This is a genomic window from Sorangium sp. So ce281, assembly GCF_051527395.1.
GTDB lineage: Bacteria > Myxococcota_A > Polyangia > Polyangiales > Polyangiaceae > Sorangium > Sorangium cellulosum_B.
The window spans coordinates 5,984,947-5,999,337 of the sequence record NZ_CP150322.1; the positions used below are offsets into that span (position 1 = coordinate 5,984,947).

General features: G+C 74.3%; 10 protein-coding genes. 5 read left to right on the forward strand and 5 right to left on the reverse strand.

The window, feature by feature from the left end; all coding sequences use genetic code 11:
- Nucleotides 1-209 precede the first annotated feature (209 nt).
- Nucleotides 210-803 (forward strand): hypothetical protein, encoded by a 594-nt coding sequence (locus tag WMF27_RS22705; protein WP_437766806.1) that lies wholly within the window; start codon nt 210-212, stop codon nt 801-803.
- 396 nt (nt 804-1,199) lie between these two features.
- Here the strand turns inward: WMF27_RS22705 and WMF27_RS22710 are convergent, their stop codons facing one another.
- Both WMF27_RS22710 and WMF27_RS22715 read right to left on the reverse strand, forming a co-directional pair.
- Entirely contained in the window at nt 1,200-1,682 is a 483-nt protein-coding gene (locus WMF27_RS22710; protein ID WP_437766805.1) for a hypothetical protein, read from the reverse strand.
- Nucleotides 1,640-2,368, reverse strand: a complete 729-nt coding sequence (locus WMF27_RS22715; protein WP_437766804.1) for a hypothetical protein — start codon at nt 2,366-2,368, stop codon at nt 1,640-1,642. Before WMF27_RS22715 ends, WMF27_RS22710 begins: the two co-directional genes overlap by 43 nt.
- Before the next feature lie 4 nt (nt 2,369-2,372).
- Here WMF27_RS22715 and WMF27_RS22720 point away from each other — a divergent pair, with 4 nt between their 5' ends.
- The gene (locus WMF27_RS22720) at nt 2,373-2,546 is read left to right on the forward strand and encodes a hypothetical protein (RefSeq protein WP_437766803.1); all 174 of its coding nucleotides are present in this window, start codon (nt 2,373-2,375) and stop codon (nt 2,544-2,546) included.
- 222 nt (nt 2,547-2,768) lie between these two features.
- On the opposite strand, the gene WMF27_RS22725 is transcribed toward WMF27_RS22720, so the two are convergent.
- Nucleotides 2,769-4,292 carry an FAD-dependent oxidoreductase gene (locus WMF27_RS22725; RefSeq protein ID WP_437766802.1) on the reverse strand — a complete coding sequence of 508 codons (1,524 nt, stop codon included), beginning with the start codon at nt 4,290-4,292 and terminating at the stop codon, nt 2,769-2,771.
- A gap of 419 nt (nt 4,293-4,711) precedes the next feature.
- On the opposite strand from WMF27_RS22725, the gene WMF27_RS22730 reads away from it, so the two are divergent.
- Together WMF27_RS22730 and WMF27_RS22735 are read left to right on the forward strand one after the other, a co-directional pair.
- Nucleotides 4,712-6,418: a protein kinase domain-containing protein gene (locus tag WMF27_RS22730; protein WP_437766801.1), complete on the forward strand. Its 1,707-nt coding sequence runs from the start codon at nt 4,712-4,714 to the stop codon at nt 6,416-6,418.
- Nucleotides 6,419-6,628: 210 nt separating this feature from the next.
- Complete coding sequence (locus WMF27_RS22735; RefSeq protein WP_437766800.1) at nt 6,629-11,704, forward strand: translocation/assembly module TamB domain-containing protein; 5,076 nt, start codon at nt 6,629-6,631, stop codon at nt 11,702-11,704.
- Between the two features lie 184 nt (nt 11,705-11,888).
- Here WMF27_RS22735 and WMF27_RS22740 read toward each other — a convergent pair whose 3' ends face one another.
- Nucleotides 11,889-12,386 carry a hypothetical protein gene (locus WMF27_RS22740; RefSeq protein ID WP_437766799.1) on the reverse strand — a complete coding sequence of 166 codons (498 nt, stop codon included), beginning with the start codon at nt 12,384-12,386 and terminating at the stop codon, nt 11,889-11,891.
- A 150-nt stretch (nt 12,387-12,536) separates the two neighbouring features.
- Here WMF27_RS22740 and WMF27_RS22745 point away from each other — a divergent pair, with 150 nt between their 5' ends.
- Nucleotides 12,537-13,295 (forward strand): class I SAM-dependent methyltransferase, encoded by a 759-nt coding sequence (locus WMF27_RS22745; RefSeq protein WP_437766798.1) that lies wholly within the window; start codon nt 12,537-12,539, stop codon nt 13,293-13,295.
- 18 nt (nt 13,296-13,313) lie between these two features.
- On the opposite strand, the gene WMF27_RS22750 is transcribed toward WMF27_RS22745, so the two are convergent.
- Nucleotides 13,314-14,378, reverse strand: coding sequence for a hypothetical protein (locus tag WMF27_RS22750; protein WP_437766797.1), 1,065 nt, complete (start codon nt 14,376-14,378; stop codon nt 13,314-13,316).
- Between the last annotated feature and the right edge of the window lie 13 nt (nt 14,379-14,391).

Consider the following 14,391-nt stretch of genomic DNA (forward strand, 5'->3'; position numbering starts at 1 on the left):
GCAAGTACACGTAATAACAAATATTTTCACGGCCACAGGCACCGCCGACCGCCCCTGACGGGTTGGGACAATGTCCGTCCGATCGATCCCTTTCCCGACGGGTCGAAGATGACTATCCATGGTAGACATCAAGAACGCGGCGCGACGGCGTGTCTCTCGCACGAGCGTGTAAATGGCGCGCCGGAATGCTTCGTTTTGGAGGAGACTTCATGGAAAAGATCTCGCTCTCGTACTTTGTCGACTTCGTTCTCAAGGCCGGGACGCCCAAGCTGACGGGCGTCAGGGAGTTCAAGGAGCGGAAGGACGAGCTCCACACGGACTTTTACAGGCAGGTGCGAGAGGCGATCGTCGACATGCACAGGAGCGGAAAGCCCACCAGCGTGCTCGACGGCTTCCTCGCCGCGCAGCACGACGAGCGGCGCCGTCGCATCTACCCGTCGGTGGTGAACGGATATCGCAAGTTCCTCGCGTCGACGACGATGACGTGGTTCGAGCCGCCGGCGTCGACGTACCGCCTCGGCGATCTCGAGATCAACGTCAACCCGGAGCTCGGGCTCGTCATCGATGGGACGCCGCATGTCATCAAGATGTATTTCCGCGGGGAGCCCCTGTCGTCCAAGCGCATCTCGGTCGTGCTGAACCTGCTCATGAACGGGCTCGCGGAGAGCACGCCGGGCGGCGCCTTCGCGGTGCTCGACGTGCGGAACGCCAAGATTCACACCTTCAAGGTGCCGCACCCGCGGCTCAGCCTGCTCCTCCGCGGCGAGGCGGCCTCCTTCGCCACCATCTATACCGGGCTGTGATCGCGGCGCCGCCGGGCGAGGCGGCGCCGCCCGGACATCACACCACGTCGTCTCCCGGCGTCCACCGAGCCCACGACGCCCACCGCGATACCGGCGTTGTCACGCCGCGCGCCCTCCGCCGCTCGACCGGGCGCGGGGCGCGCGCGCCCCGCGCCCCGCCCGGAGCAGGACGCGCACCGGGTGGACGCGGGCGCCGAAAGGTCGATGTCACGACGACGACGCCGTGACGCCGTGACGCCATGACGCGACGACGCGACGACGTGACGACGTGATGACGCGACGCCGCAATAAATGGCGCACACGCAATCGAGCTGTAGGAGATCGACGCCACTGGCCTCATCGCAGAACGTACGCGGAACGTACGCGGAACGTACAAGCAGAGTAAAAATGACCGATTCAGAGAAAGAGAACTACGATCGCTCGGGCAGTTTCGTTTATCCTCGGGCTGCCATGGACCGCCGCGCGCAGATCACCGCAACCCCGCTTCATGTGCCCAGCATTCTTGTGGTCCTTGATCCCGCGTGGCCGGCGCTCTTCAGCCTGTGCCTCGCGGTGGCGCCGGGCTGCGGGGTGCTCCTGCACCGCTGCGACGCGGCCACCGCCGCGACGATCGCCGCCGAGCGGCGACCGCTCGCGATCCTCCTGTCCAACAGCATCTACGCAAGGGATCCCGCAGATTTCGAGGCGCTCGCCCGGGACGTCCACTCGACGCTGCTGCGGCTCGATGAGGAGGTCTGCGAGCGAGAGCTCGAGGCGATGCTGAACGGCGCGCTGCGCGAGACGCGCGAGATGAACACGCAGCGCGACGCGGGCCGGCGCGACGAGGGCAGCGGGCGCTACACGATGATCGGGGCGCAGCGCAGCGAGACCTTCGGCCACAAGGCGGCCTCGAGCGCGGACTCCCGCGCGCCGCAGCGGGCGGGCGCGAGCGCGGATTCCCGCCTCGCGCCGCAGGTCCGCGAGAGGTCGACGAGCCAGAGCACGCTGCCGCCGCCGTCGGCGCGCTCCGCCGCCCCGCCGTCGGCCCGGGCGCCCCTCGCGAGCCACGCGCTCACGCCGGTGCCCCCGTCGACCGCGCCGCCTTCGTTCCGCTCCCCGCCGTCGGTGCCCTCCGCGCCGCCGCTGGCGCGCACGCAGCCGAGCGCGTACGCGCCTGGCGGGTCGCCATCGACACCGCCGCCCTCCGCCCGCCCGCTCTCGAGCCCCGCGCATGTGTACGCGGAGACCGCGGCGAGCGGCCGCCTGTCGAGCCTGCCCCCGTCGTCGCGCCCCGAGCCCCTGTCGAGCCCGCCTCCGTCGATGCGCTCCCAGCTCCTGTCGGGTCCACCTCCGTCGGTGCGCGCGCAGCCGAGCGTGCCGCCGGTCCCCTCGTCGCGCCCTCTGCCAGGGGGCCCTGCGGCGCGCCGGCCCACGCCGACGCCGTCGAGCGCGCAAGCAGGGCCGCCCTCCTCCAGGCGCAGCCTGCCGAGCCCGCCGTCCTTGCGCACGATGGCGAGCTCGCCCCCTTCCGTGCGCTCCGCCCCGCCCGGCACGCCCTCGAGCCCCGAGCCCTCGCCGTCGATCAAGACGATGGGGCCCCTGTCGGCGCGGATGGCCTCGCCGTCCTCGGTGCGCCCCGAGCTGTCGCCGCGCTCCGGCGTGCGAGAGCGGGGCAGCGAGGAGCTGGATGCCGTGTTCGAGGATCAGAAGCTGCCGCTCGACGCGCTCGCGCGGACCAACCGCGGCACCACGACCACGCGCTGAAGCGCTCTCCGCCCACCTCTGCACCAAGCAGAGCGGCAGCAGAGCGGCGGCCTCCCATCAAGCAGAGCGGCAGCCTCCCATCAAGCAGAGCGGCAGCAGAGCGGCGGTCTCCCGCACAGGAGACGGGCCCAGATCGGCGTTTTCGGCGCGGAAGCGCACTCCAGTGCGCTGAGCACCGAAAACGCCGAGGTGGGCCCGTATCCGAAGCGGGTGACCGCCGCTCTAGCGGGGGCGCGTGAGCCACGATGCGGTGGAGCCCGCGGCGCGCCCGAGCAGATCGCCCGCGATGTCGATCAGCGCGGGCGGGGCGGGCGCGCCGAGATCGCGGCCGAGATCGACGAGGATGCGGTCGACGCACTCCATCGCGCTCGAGGCGGCGAGATCCATCCCCGCGCCGCGCCCGCCGGCCGCGCGCCCTGCGAGGTACAGCCCCCGCACGGGCGTGTACACCGCCGGCCGCGCGCGGCCGACCTGGCCAGGCGTCTGCGCCGTCCCCGACGCGAGCTCGCCGCCCGGAGCGCACGCCTCTCCGCCTCCGTCCGGGGATGATCCGTCGACGAAGATCGCCTGGGAGAGCACGCCGGGCACCGCCGCCGACAGCGCGCGCAGGAGCTCGTCGACCGTCGCGCCGGGTCCGCCGTGCGAGGCGCCGCCGCTCCCACCCGGTACGGCGCACGCGCAGAGGAGCTCATGTCCAGGCGGCGCGAGCGACGGGTCGAAGCGCGTCGGCGCGAGGCAGTAGAACGGGAGCGCCGGCGCGCCGGCGCCGCCCGCGAGACCGGCGAGCACGCCCGCCGGGACGAGCCGCCTGCGCAGCCCGATCTTGACCTCGACCCGCCTCGGCTGGGGCGTGATCGCACGAACGCGCGCCACGTAGGCGTCGGGGAAGTGCGGCTCGCCAACGAGGCCCGACACCGTGCGCAGGAGCCCGGCCGCGCTCACCACGACGCGCGCGGGGAGCGCCGTCCCGTCCTCGAGCTCGACGCCCTGCACGCGACGATCGCGCACCAGCACGCGGCGCACGGTCGCGCCCGTCCACACGGCGGCGCCGAGCTCCCGGGCCAGGCGGCAGAAGACCTCGGGGATCCGCGACGCGCCGCCCTCGGGATAACGCTGCCGGCCGGCGCGGGCGAGCCGGCGCAAGGAGAACAGCGCCTCGCCCGCAGACGCCTCGGCTCCTGGCAGCAGCAGCGGCAGGCCAAGCAGCCCGCCGAGCCGAGCGGCGGCGGCGGCGCGCGGGATGAAGCGGGCCACGTACGCCTCGGCCGTCACGTCGTCGCACGCGGCCAGATCGACGTCGCGCATCGCCGCCGCGTGCGCGAAGAGACGCGCGGCGCCCGCGGCCTCCAGCGGCGTGAGGTCGAGGCCGCGCGCGAGATCCAGGGCGGTCCCGGCGAGCCGGAGGAGATCTGCCCGCAGGACGACGCGGCGAGCGCGCGCGATCCCGGCGCGGGCGCCCGTGAAGCAGAGCGCCGCCGGCTCGTCGCTCTGCTGGAAGGTGATCGCGTCGCCCTGGCCCACGCGGCGGAGCACGTCGCCGACCGGGCCTTGCTCGCCGCAGTCGAGCATGTGCGTGGCTGTGTCCACACGGAACCCGTCCCTCTCGTAAGCGGCAGAGGAGCCGCCCAGGCGGCGCTCCTTCTCGACGAGCAGGGTCGGGATGCCGGCGTGCGCAAGGAGGAGCGCCGCGGCAGCGCCGCCGACGCCAGAGCCGATCACCACCGCGCGCAAGGGAGCCTCATCCATGACGTCACGAGAACATACCGCGGAGAGCCCGCGCGGCGCGCGCCGCGCCGCCGGCAATCACGCGGAAACCGCGCGGGAATCACGCTAGCAGACGCCAGCAGACGCCAAGAGACGCCAGCAGACGCCAGCAGACGCCAGCAGACGCCAGCAGACGCCAAGAGACGCCAGCAGACGCCAAGAGACCCCAGGAGACGCGAGACCACACGAGACCACGCGAGCGGAGGCCGCGGGATGCGAGGAGGCGCGTCGGCCACGTGGGACGACGCGGAGCCGCGCGAGGAGACACCGGGCTACGCGGAATCACGCAGGGCAAGGCAGCGCAGCACACCGCGCTCGACAAAGCGCCGAGGCGCGCGCCGAGCGTTGACCCTCGAGAGCGGCCCCCCGTAGAGTGTAGCCTTGCAGCCGACGTGCCCGCTATGAAGACCTGCCCGCAGTGCCATCAGCGTTACCCGGCCGACAGCGCCTTCTGCTTCATCGACGGCTCGTCGCTCGTCTCCGAGAAGGATCCCCGCATCGGGACGTCGATCGCGGGTCGCTACGTCATCGAGCAGGGCCTCGGGATCGGCGGGATGGCCACGGTCTACAGGGCGTACAACAAGCTGATCGGCACCCCGTGCGCCATCAAGATCCTGAACCGCGAGTTCGCGCAGGACACGACGACGCGGGAGCGCTTCCGGCGCGAGGCACGGCACGCGCAGCGGCTCGCGCACCCGAACATCATCGAGATCTTCGATCAGGGCGACAGCGACGACGGGCTGCCCTTCCTCGTGATGGAGCTGCTCCAGGGGACGAGCCTCGCCGACGTGGTGGAGCGCAGCCGGGTGCCGCTCGCGCGGGCCCTGCCCATCTGGGTGCAGATGGCGCGCGCCCTCGGCCGAGCGCACGACTTCGACGTCGTGCACCGCGATCTCAAGCCGGAGAACGTGTTCCTGCTGAAGGGCGACTGGGTGAAGCTCCTCGACTTCGGCATCGCCCGCTGCGCGCAGGACGCGCGTCTCACGAACCTCGGCGAGATCTTCGGCACACCGCAGTACATGGCGCCAGAGCGCAGCACGACGATCGACGCTGGCCCCCCGGCGGACCTCTACTCGCTCGGGGTCATCATGTTCGAGATGATCACGCAGCGGCTGCCGTTCGACGCCCCGGATCCGGCGAGCTGGATCCTGAAGCACATGAACGAGCAGCCGCCGCACCTCAAGGAGCTGGCCCCGGAGATGCCGGACGCGCTCGACCGCCTCGTCAGCGCCCTGATGGCGAAGGAGCCCTCCGAGCGCCCCGTCGACGCGTACCGCGTGCTCGCGGAGCTCGAGGAGATCGCGGCCGCGGGCCGGATCGCGCTCCCCCCGCCGCCGGAGGCGATGCCGCGCGACTCGGCGGTGCGCTCGCGGGGCGCCGGGCGCGATCCCTGGGTCAGCCGGCTCGATCTGTTCGAGCGGATGACGGCCCGCGCGTTCGGCGCGTCGGCGCCGGGGGACATCCAGCGGCAGCTCGAGGCGCTGCGCGGCGTCGTGCGGGAGCACGCCGAGCTCCGATCGAGGGCCCTCGACGAGCAGCGGCGCCTCGAGGGCGTCGCCGAGGAGTGGCGCGACGGCCGGATGCAGATCGGGCGGGCGATGGACGCGCTCACGGTCGACGCCTCGCTCACGCGCGAGGAGGCCCGGTCGTTCCGCGCCAGGGTGGCGCCGCTCAACGCGGCGACGCAGGCGTTCGTCCCCGAGGTGCTGATCGCGCACAAGGAGGCCGTGCGCTGGGAGGGCCGGAGCGGGTTCGCCGAGCCCTACCTCGAGCTCGCCGCCAGCTACCGCAAGCTGGCCGAGCTCGTCGAGGGCTGGTATGCGTCGCGCAAGGCGGACTACGAGGCGGAGAGCGAGGCGATCGCCCGCGAGCACGAGGTGGCCGAGGTGGACGCGCAGATCAAGAAGCTGCGCGAGCGCCTCGAAGAGCTCGACCGGCAGCTCGAGGCGCGGCGCCGGGAGTCCCAGGAGCGCATCGCCGAGATCGGGCGGAGGGTCGATCAGCTCGACGCCGAGCTGCTCCACCTGGCCAGCCGCTTCTGCGCGCCGCTCCGATCGAAGCCGGAGCTCGGCACGCTCTTCGTGGAGCTCGAGCGGCTCGCCGGCTGACCGCTCCGCTCCGGCGCGCCTCGGGCGCACATCGTGGCGGCGTGTCGCAGGTCGTGGCGCTCCGGCGAGGACTTCCCTGCGGCGCGCGTGGATCCGGCTCGGGCGCGCTCCCCAGGCGCTCGATCCGGCGGCGCGGCGTTCCTCCGCCGCCTGCCGTCGCGCCGCGCGCCAGCACGGTCGCCGCGCCCCGTGCGTACTAAGCTACCCGCCGTGACGCCCGACCCCGCACCCGAGGCGCGGCGCTCCTCGGCACCGCGCCCGCCGCGCGCGCCGGGACGCGCGCGCCGCGCTGCGTCCGCCGTCGCGGCGGCGCTCGGGCTCACGCTGACGTTCGCGGGCGCCGCGGCCGTCGGTGTCGCGCTCCACCTCGACACGCCCGCCGCGCGCCGCGTGGCCCGCGACGCCACGAACCGGCTTCTCGGCTCGCTGTTCCAGGGGCGGATCGTCGCTGACGAGATCGACGCGCTCGGCCTGGGCGGCGTGCGGATCCGATCGGCGGTCGCGCTCGATCCACGGGGGAACAAGGTCATCCGCGCGAGCGGCCTCGAGGCGCGCGCCGACGTGCTCGCGATGCTCCGCGGCGCGCTCTTCGGCGCGGGCGCGCTCCGCATCGAGGTCCCGTACATCCGGGTCGAGCAGGCCGACGTGCTGGTCCAGGACAACGGCGCGGGGGGCGTCACCCTCGGCGACACGTTCACGCCGCTGCCGCCGCGAAGCCCGCCCTCGTCCAAGCCCGAGGCGCCTCCGCGCGACGTCGTCGTCGCCCTCTCGCACGTCGAGATCGGGCGCGGGTGGGTCCACGGGCAGGTCGCTCCGCCGCGCGCGCTGGACGCCGATGTCAGCCGGCTCTTCGGGTCGGTGCACGTCGGCCCGGAGGGCGTCGCGGTCGACGTCGATCAGACAGGCCTCGTGGATCGCGCGTTCCTGCCGGCCAGGACGGCGGGCACGGCGAACTACCACCTCCGCGCCGGAGACAAGGTCCTGATGTGGAGCAGCTTCGCCGGTCGGCTCGCCGACGTCGAGATCACCGCGCGGGCCGTGCTCGACGAGGGGCACCTCGAGGCGCAGGCGAGCGTCCCGCGCGCCACGCCGGAGCAGCTGCGGAGCCTCCTCCCGGACCACCCCCTCATCGAGCCGATCTCCGCGCGCGTGGCCGTGGACGGCCATCTCCCTCAGCTCGACGTGGTGGCCTCGGCCTCGGCGGATCCTGCCGGCCGGGCGGGCGGCGGCCTCGCCCTCACCGGGCGGCTCGACGTGGCGGGGCCCGTGCGGCTCGACGCGGAGGTCCAGGCGCGCGACGTCGATCTGCGGCTCTTCGGCGTGCGCCTCTCGCCCGATGCGGCGAGCGGCGCGGCGCCCGTCCCGGCCGGCGCGGCGCCCGTCCCGGCCGCGCCCGCCCTGCCCCGCGGCGCACCCACCCTGACCCACGCCGCGCCCGCCCTGCCCCGCGTTGCGCCCGCCCGGCTCCGCGCTGCCGCGGCGAAGCCCGCGCCGGAGCGCGGCTCCGAGCCGGCGCCCTTGATCACCGCGGACGGCCGGGTGCGCGTCGAGCTCGGCGACTTGCTCCGGCTCTCCGTCGAGGCGCGGACCGAGCCCACCGCGCTGCTCGGGCAGCGCGTGCCGGCGGCGGACGTCCACCTCGTGCTCGACCGCGGCGAGCTCCACGCGCGCGTGCACCTCCACGAGCCGGGCGCACCGATCGACGCCGCCGTCTCGCTCCTGCCGGGGGGCCAGGGCCTCCGCTTCGCGGCGACGGCCGACATCCCGGCGATCGCCGCGGCGCCGCGCCTCGCCGGGCCCGTCGACGGCGCCGGCCGCGTGCGCGTCGAGGGGAGCCTGCGCGGGGGAGCGCTCGACGCGCGTGTCGAAGGCGCGTTCGCCGGGCTCCGGGTCGGCCAGGACGTCGCGCTCGCCAGCGCGCGCGTCGCGGGGCGGGTCTCCGGGCCGATCGAGGCGCTCGCGATCGACGCATCGCTCTCCGGGAAGGAGGCGCTCGCCGGCGGCCACACGCTCGACGAGGTCACCGCGCGGATCTCCGGCCCGCTCGCCTCGCCGAAGCTCCGCGCGGCGCTCACCGACGGCGACGACGCCCTGAGCGCCTCCGCGCGGCTGACCTCCACTCCCCTCGCCCTCCGCGACGTCGAGCTCCAGCTGAAGCGCGACGGCGCCGCGGTGGCGGGGAAAATCACGGCGATCACCTCCTCGGCCGGCGGGCTCGCCGTCGAGGGGCTCGATCTCTCCTCGGCCGAGCTCGGCTCGCTGAAGGGCCGGCTCGCGGTGCGGGGCGATGACGTGACCGGACGCCTCCAGGGCGACGGCATCGACGTCGGCCGCGTGGCCCGGTTCCTCGGGATCCCGATCCGCGTGCGCGGGCGCGCGGAGGTCGACGTCGCGCTCGATCGGGACCGCGAGACAGGGCGCTCGGGCCACGTGCGGCTCGGCCTCACGGGGGGCGAGGTCGCGTTCCTGTCCGGCATCTCGGCGCAGCTCACGGCGACCTTCGATCGCGACCAGGTCAAGGCCGACGGGTCCGTGCGCATCGACGCGACATCGCCGCAACCGAACGGGAAGGGCCCGCAGCCGCCGAGCGGCGCGTGGAACGACGCCCTGCCGCGGTGCGCCGGCACCCTCGCGAGCGTGCGTGTGTCCGGCGCCGAGGGCACGCTGGAAGGGCCCCTGCTGCGCGCGAAGACCTGGACCACCCTGGTCGGAAAGGCCGAGGTCGCCGCGAACGACTGGGACCTCGGCTGCCTCGCGCAGCTCATGCCGATCGGGCACATCGTGAGCGAGGTGCGCGGCAAGCTCACGACCAGCTTCGGGGTGTCGCGCGCGGCCGGCGAGCCGTTGCCTTCGCTGCACGACGTGCTCGTGCGGACGCACGGCCTCGCGCTCGCCGGTCCTCATCGGCTGGGCGCCGAGCGCCCGGCCTGGGAGTCGCGCTTCGTCGACGCGCAGCTCAGGGGCTCGTTCAGCGGCGCGACCGGCAAGGCGGACGCCGCGCTGACCCTGTACGACGGCGGGCTGCTCGCCGACGTCTCCGGCGCGATCGAGCTCGATCTCGAGGCGCTCACGGGGCCGCCCGCGGACCGGTGGTCGTCGCTCCTGCGCTCGCCCATCGCCGCGCACGCGTCCATCCCGCGACGCGGGATGGACCAGCTCACCACGCTGCCCTCGTTCGTGCGCGAGGCGCTCCCGCCGCTCGCCGGCGAGGTGCGGATCGACGCGTACGCAAGCGGCACGATCGAGCGTCCGTTCCTGACGGCGCGCACCCTCTGGTGGGGCTTGACCTATGCGCCGCCGGGCGCCTCGAGCGCGACGGATCTCCATTTCCCCACCGATCTCGACGCGTGGCTCACGTACGACAGCGAGAAGGCCACGCTGGACGCGCACGTCACGCGCGGCGCGGCCGAGATCGCTTCCGTGAGCGCCGAGGTGCTCGCGCCGCTCGAGCGCCTGCTCGCGGACGTCCCGGCGCGCGCGCGGAAGGGCGCGCCTCCGCCCCCGGCGTGGACCGGCTCCTTCCGCGCGACGCTGCGCGAGGTCCCGCTCGGCGAGATCCCCCTGCTCGCCGACAGCGGCATCGCCGGGCGCGTGAGCGGCGAGATCGAGATGCGCGGCCTCAACATCGCGCCGTCGCTGAAGGCGCGCCTCACGGTGCCGGGCGTCACGCTGGGGAACGACCTCGCCTTCGATCGCGGCGTGCTCGCGCTGCGGATCGACCCGATGCGCGAGGCCGGGCGCGGGCACCTCCGCGTCACCGAGCTCGCCCTCGAGGGCCGGCGCGGCGGCAAGATCCGCGCGAACGCCTTCGCCAGCGTGCGCTTCCGCGGCGGGCTCCTCCCGGTCCTCGACGGCGAGCGCACGGACCTCGCCATCTCCGCGGAGCGCTTCCGGCTCGCGGCGCTCCAGCCGCTGGTCGGCGGGCTGCTGAGCAAGGTCGACGGGACGCTGGACGGCGACCTCCGCATCGAGCTCGGCGGCCCGTCCGACGCCGACGGGAACCTCCGCGCGCAGCTACAGGTCACGGACGGCGTCGTGCACATCCCGGAGCTCGGGCAGGAGCTGCGCGACGTGGCCGCCCGCATCACGGCCGAGGGCGGCGTCCTCCGGATCGAGGGCTTCCGCGCGGCGGGCACGACCGGGATGGCGCAGGGCTGGGCCCTGTTCCGGCTCGCCGGGCTGGCGCTGCGCGACGGCGCCGGGGCGCTGACCATCGCCGAGGACCAGGCCCTCCCGCTCACGCTCGAGGGGGTGCCGCTCGGGACCGCCTCCGGGGCGCTGTCGTTCATCGCGGAGAAGAAGCCGGGCGAGCTCGCGCTGTACGTGACGGTCCCGGAAGTCCCCACGCTCCGCGTCTCGCTGCCGGCGACGAGCAGCCGCGACGTCCAGCCGCTCGACGACAACCCCGACATCTCCGTCTCGCACCCGCTCGGGCCGGAGAAGCAGCGGCGCGCGGCGGACGCGCTCCGCTACACCGTGACGTTCGACGTGCGCGACGCGTTCGTCAGCGGCGCGGGGCTACGGCTGCGCCTGAGGGGCGCCGAGGACGCGCCGCCGCGCGTCGTGATCGGCGAGGACACGCGGGTGTCGGGCGGCATCGAGGTCACGCGGGGCGAGCTCGAGATCTACGGCAAGGTGTTCGAGATCGAGGGCGGGCGCGTGCGCCTGCGCGAGGAGGACGCGTCGAACCCGCACCTGAACGTCACGGCGCACTGGGACGCCCCCGACGGCACGCGCATCCACGTCGCCTTCAACGGCAACCTCCGGCCCATCACCGACAGGACGCTGCGCTTCACCTCGAGCCCGCCGAGCTCGCAGCAGGACATCCTCGCGCGGCTCCTGTTCGGCGCCGATTTCTCGGAGGGCGCGCAGGCCGCGGGCTCCCAGACGCCCGCGGGCCTCGCGGCCGGCGGCGTCGCGGCGTCGGTCGGCAGCGAGATCGCGTCGGCGCAGTTCAACGCGCTGCTGAGCGGCATCGCGCCGCTGCGCGGGCTGACGACGCGGTTCGGGACGACGTCCGAGGGCGCGCTGCGGACGAGCGTGGTCTACCGGCTGAGCGACAACCTGACGGCGCAGGCCACCTTCCAGGAAGGCGCGCAGCAGAGCGCCGCGACGGGCTCGAGCGGGCCGACCCCCGGCGGGACGGCGAGCGAGCGCGGCACGCGGACCGAGGTCACCATCGACTGGCGCTTCAGCGAGCACTGGACGCTCCGCGGCACGGTGGGCGTCGACGCGCGCCAGGCGACCTCGGGCATGCTCGACCTGCTCTGGCAGTACCGGTACTGAGCCGATGGGGGGTGGCCTGATTTGCCCCGGAGTGATTCACATGAAGGCGGTAAGGCGGGAAGATCATTGACCTTTTCTTCCCGCCTTCCCGCCTTCATGTTCAAATCCGGCCACCACCGAGCCGAGCGCGGCCGCCTCGGCCCCGCGCCGCAGCGATCCCGCCCTGGATCTCCGGCGCGCAGGGCTAGCGCGCGGCCCGCGGGGGCAGCGCGACCTCGCGCCCGCCGACGCAGAGCGTGGGCGGCTCGGCCTCGACGAGCAGCGGGGCGAGCTGCGTCTGCGCGTGGCGCGAGAAGCGCGCCTCGAGCGCGCCGCTCCGGGCGCGCGCGTACACGACGCCGTCCTCGCCGAGCGAGAGCGTCGCCGGATCGAGCGGCTCCTCCGTGCCGTCGAACAGGAGCAGCGAGACCGCGCCGCCCTCGCCGATCCGGAGCGCGTCGACGAAGAGCGGCGCGTCGTCGGCCTGGAAGTAACACCAGTCGTAGCCGTTCGTGAGGATCGGCCGGCCGTCGTCCGGGTGCCGCCCGATCCAGGACCGGAGCCCGCGCTCGATCGCCGGATGGTCGACCCGGGCGCCGTCGTGCCAGAAGCGGCCCTCGCGATCGAGCCGGATCGAGCTCTCGCGGGAGGTCCCTGGGGGCGGCGCGAAGCGGAAGAAATCGGGATGGTCGCCGGGTTTCATCGGTCACCTCGCAGGAGAGATGCGGCCCGGCGCGGTGAATCGCAAGGAGCGCAAGGAGCGCAAGGAGCGCAAGGAGCGCAAGGAGCGCAAGGAGCGCAAGGAGCGCAAGGAGCGCGGGCAGCCCGCGGCGCGGAGTACTATAGCGGGCCCATGGGAGCCCAGACGGTAGAGGCCGGCACGGACGAGCACCTGCGCGCGACGCGGGCGTACTACGACGAGTTCTCAGCGCGCTACGAGGCCCGGCGCGGAGGGCGCGATCCTGGAGGTTACCACGACCTCGTCGACGCGCTCGAGGTCGACTTCGTGCGCCGCTTCGGCGACGGCCGCGACGTGCTCGAGGTGGGGTGCGGGACCGGGCTCCTGCTCGCGCGGATCGGCGCGTTCGCGCGCGCCGCGCGCGGGGTCGATCTCTCGCCCGGCATGCTCGAGCGCGCCCGGGAGCGCGGGCTCGACGTCGTGGAGGGGAGCGCGACCGACCTGCCGTTCGCCGACGAGAGCTTCGACGTCGCGTGCTCGTTCAAGGTGCTCGCCCACGTGGAGGACGTCCGTCGAGCGCTGTCGGAGATGGCGCGCGTGGTGCGGCCCGGCGGGCACGTGATCGCCGAGTTTTACAACCCCTACAGCCTGCGCGGGCTCGTGAAGCGGCTCGGCCCGGCGGGCGCCATCAGCGACAGGACCCGGGAGAGCGCCGTCTTCACGCGCTTCGACGCGCCGAGCGCCGCCGCCGCCCTGATGCCGGACGGCGTGCGCGTCGTCGCCTCGCGCGGGGTGCGCATCGTGACGCCGTTCGCGGCCGCGATGCGCGTGCCGGGCCTCGGGCGCCTCCTGCGCGGGGCGGAGTGGGCGCTGTGCGACACGCCGCTCGCGCAGCTCGGCGGGTTCTGGATCGCCGCCGCGCGGAAGGCGTGAGCCGCGCGGCGCCCCCGGTCAGAACCGGCCGGTGAGCCCCGCGACCATGCCGCCGGGGACCACGGAGATCGTCGGCGCGGCGGTGAAGCTCGGCGGCGGCGGCGGCGGCACGGGGCGCGTCCGGAAGGAGACCCGCTCGGGGACGAACGTGATCTGCGCGTGGGCGATCCCGGCCGCGGCGAGCGTCGCGAACGCCCCGAAGGCCACGCGGTTGACGGCGGACGCGGTCCCGATACGGCTGTTCAGCGCGTCGATGTCGACGCTCTGCGCCGGGCCGCCGCCCTGCCCCGAGGACCTCGGCGAGATGTCGACGTTCTCGTAGCTGGCCAGCGCGATCGCCGAGACGATCGAGGTCCCGCCGGCGACGGCCTGGCTCACCAGGAAGAACCAGCCGAGCCCATCGTCGCCGTTCTGGAACTGCCCCACCCCGAAGGGCAGCATCGCGGTCCAGCGGGAGTTCTGCGCCACGACCCGCTCGCGCCCGGCGAGGCGGTGGAGCTCGGCGACCCAGCGGCGCTCGTCCTCGCGGCCCCGCTCGATCCGCAGCCGCGCCGCGCGCTGCGCCTCGGCCTTCTGCCGCGTCACCTCCTCGATGCGCGCCCGGATGCGCGCCCGGACCGCGGTGAACCGATCGATGACCTCGGGCTGGAACACCGCCGGGTTCGGCGAGTACACCGGGTTGTCGAGGAGGATCTTCTCGATGTACGCCTCGGCCTCGCTCGTGCGCCGCAGCGCCACGAGCGCCGCGGCGGCGAGGCCGCGCACCCGCTCGACCAGGCCGGGCTCGGAGATCCTGCACGGCTTGCCCTCCGCCTCGATCGGGCCGCGCTCGCAGGGCGCGTTCGCGGGATCGAGCATCGCCGCGAAGCGGCTCACGGCCTCCTCGTAGTGCCCGGCGTCGAAGCGCGTCTTGGCGAGCTCGAACTGCTGCACGTCGTCGGCGCGCGCCGGCGCCGCGAAGCAGAGCGCGAGGGCTGCGGCGGCCGCCGCCGCGAGGCGCCGCGGCGCGCGCAGGGCGCGGAAGCCCCCGACCGATGGGAAGCGAGCGCCGGGAGATCTCCTGCCTGGAGTTCGCGCAGCCATGCGGAAGGGGTGC